The following is a 3,035-nucleotide window of genomic DNA, read 5'->3' as shown; positions in this document are numbered from 1 at the left end:
GTCGCCCGCGTTCATCCAGCTCTTCGACCAGACTTCGATACTTAGACCGAAGCCAGCACACAATGGTCTCGTCTCTCATCCCTGCTCTTGTGCAGAGGCTCTCCACTCCGGTCAATCACTATTGCGGTAAGTTGTTTCCTGCCACCGCCTAAAGCGATATATCGAATGAGTATGGTGACTGAACTTGAACAAGCGCAGGCACGGCTCACCAGCCTGATTGAAATGAATCAGCTTTTAGTGAGCACGGTTGAGCCAGAAGAGCTCCTGCACGTTATTCTGGCTGCAGCGATTCGTCTGTTTGCGGTCGAGGGATGCAGTATCGGGCTCGTTGATGCACCGGCGCAACAATTGGCATTCACTGCGATGGAGGGGAAAGCCAAGGTTGATGAGTTTCGCATCGCGCTCGATCAAGGAATTGCTGGCTGGGTTGCGCGCACTGGGAAAGAAGTCTTTTCCAATAATGCGTCGCAAGACCCACGGTTCTTCGGCGGTGTAGACAAGAAGACCGGTTTTCAGACGAAGTCTGTGATGTGTGCACCACTGAAGCAGTACGACCGTGTGATCGGAGTACTAGAGGCACTCAACACGACCAACCCGAAGGGATTTACCGATGCCGATCTGCAGCTCTTTCTTGCCTTTGCGAGCTTAGCGGTGACCGCACTCTCACGTGCAAAAGCGTTTGCCAGCGTGCGCAACGTCAATGCCGTGTTTCAAGAAACCGTGCAGGGGCGGTATCGTTTAGTAACCGGATCAAGAGCAGCGATGCGCGAAACGTTACGTCTGGCACGCGCTGCTGCAGTAACGCCGACTACCGTGCTCCTTCTTGGCGACAGTGGGACTGGCAAGGAAGTCGTTGCCCGCTCAATTCATGAATGGAGTCCACGGGCAGAGCAGCCATTTATTGCCGTGAACTGCACGGCGCTGACCGCGGAGTTGTTGGAAAGTGAACTCTTTGGCCATGAAAAGGGTGCGTTTACCGGCGCGACAGCGCAAAAAAAAGGCAAGTTTGAGTTGGCAGATAGCGGAACTATCTTTCTTGATGAGATTGGCGACCTCGCGCCGAACCTGCAAGTGAAGTTGCTCCGCGTCTTGCAAGACAAAGAGTTCCAACGCGTAGGTGGTGTCAAAGACCTACGTGTTGATGTTCGCATTCTTGCGGCGACCAATCGCGACTTGTTACACGCAATGCGCAAAGGTACTTTTCGTGAGGATTTGTACTATCGTCTCAATGTCGTAGCGCTGACTCTTCCCGCACTGCGTGAGCGCTGTGAGGATATTCCAGCCTTGGTGCAGCATTTTATTGAACACTACTGTCGTGAAATGAATCATGTGCCGATGACGATTACGTCGGAAGCCTTGACGTGCTTACAGCACTATACCTGGCCGGGCAACGTACGAGAGCTGCAAAACGTTATCGAACGGGCAGTCGTGCTTTCGCAGGGGCCATGCATTACGGTAGACGACTTGCCACGAGAAGTGACCGGGCACGGCAAGGCGCAATCTCCTTCCACCGTACAGATCGACGATATCGATGAGTCGTTATCGTTGTCTGTCGCAATTGATGAGTTTACCCGGAGGCGAATCAGTTCAGCATTACTTGCCTCGGGAGGCAATCAAACTGAAGCCGCACGACAGCTACAGTTACCACAGTCCAACTTGTCGCGGATCATGAAACGGTTGGGAATGAGGTGAGGAAAGGCTATAGGGTGCAGGCTATAGGCTAAAGGGAAAGGCAGACATTGTAGCGTGCGCTATGCGCGCGAGTGAAAACTCCAAAAAGGGGGAGTCATGGAAACCACGCGAGAATACTGGGAAGCTGTCCATCAGGCAGAGGAACAACTTTTACCGTTCCTCCGTATGTTTGAGGAAATCCAAGAAGAGGTTCACTTCGGTCGTGAACGCGACGCGCAAGAGCGGATGCGCACGACTGCTGAAACGATCTTCCCGGCCCTCACTGAAACGTTCACCAAACTCACGCCTCCAGCAGAGGATCAGTCGTTTCACACAAAGTTCTGTGAGGCGCTTGCCAACTGTAATGAAGCCTATGCAGGTTTACTAAAAGGTGCCGGACGCAATTTTGCTGAATGGTTTCTGCGCAGCCGTCAGGCACAGTGCCAAGCGTTGTACCTGCTGTACGACTTGCGCGCTCAATTGCCAACGCTCCGGCAGTACTGGGTGACATCCGAGGCCCTCTCATCATGGCAGCAATTAGAGACACAAGCTGCCGGATTAACTGTTCCTACTGGATTTACACAGAAGCCACGGACCGACACGCATCACCAATACTCACTCTATGTGCCAGAGAACTACACCCCACAACAAAACTGGCCGCTCATTGTCTGCTTGCATGGTGGCTATGGGCAAGGCAACGAATATATCTGGACGTGGCTGCGACCCGCGAAGAGTAACGGCTACCTCTTGCTTTCGCCCAAGTCGATCGGTCCCACGTGGTCAGTCTTACAGCCACCGCTCGATATTCGTTCGATGCAAGCGATGATCGCAGAAGTCTGTGACACCTACAGCGTTGACCGCAAGCGAGTATACTTGTCCGGGCTTTCCGATGGTGGGACCTTCTCGTACATTTTCGGTCTTGCGTCTGCAGAATTGTTTGCCGGTATTGCCCCAATTGCCGGGGATTTTCATCCGATGATGGACCCGCTGCTGCGGCAAAAGAAAGGTGTCGATACCCCACTTCTTGTGATACACGGGGCGCACGATAAGATTTTCCCAATTGAGACCGCTCGACAAGCCTGCCAACTTTTCGAGCGCCTTGGGTACAAAGTAACGTATCGCGAACTTCCTGATTGGGGCCATGCGTATCCATACAAGATTAACCAGCAGATGGTGTTGCCGTGGTTTGTTGGACTCGGGAGGGGAAGCGAAGAATTGAAGGGCTCTTGATAGAGGCTTAGAGAGTGTTTTGAAAAAGGGATTGGTAAGCTTGAGGGATGAATACACTGCCGCGAGTTTATCCAACGGACCTGACCATGACCGAATGGACACAATTGAAGAGCTTCTTTCCCCCGGCCTCTCGC

General features: G+C 52.9%; 2 protein-coding genes. Both read left to right on the top strand.

The features are described from left to right. The first annotated feature begins 165 nt into the window (after positions 1–165). The gene (locus FJ147_28095; GenBank protein ID MBM4259745.1) at positions 166–1,692 is read left to right on the top strand and encodes a GAF domain-containing protein; all 1,527 of its coding nucleotides are present in this window, start codon (positions 166–168) and stop codon (positions 1,690–1,692) included. Between the two features lie 96 nt (positions 1,693–1,788). Next, entirely contained in the window at positions 1,789–2,901 is a 1,113-nt protein-coding gene (locus FJ147_28090; GenBank protein ID MBM4259744.1) for a hypothetical protein, read from the top strand. Positions 2,902–3,035: the final 134 nt, after the last annotated feature.

The sequence above is a fragment of the Deltaproteobacteria bacterium genome (assembly GCA_016874775.1).
GTDB lineage: Bacteria > Desulfobacterota > Binatia > Bin18 > Bin18 > VGTJ01.
The sequence above is the reverse complement of the archived record's forward strand: the minus strand, read 5'-3'. Positions and strand labels throughout refer to the sequence as shown.

What these genes read in the sequence shown, in the direction of transcription:
- FJ147_28095 (MBM4259745.1), top strand. Translation starts at nt 166, where the DNA reads ATGAGTATGGTGACTGAACTTGAACAAGCGCAGGCACGGCTCACCAGC.
- FJ147_28090 (MBM4259744.1), top strand. Translation starts at nt 1,789, where the DNA reads ATGGAAACCACGCGAGAATACTGGGAAGCTGTCCATCAGGCAGAGGAA.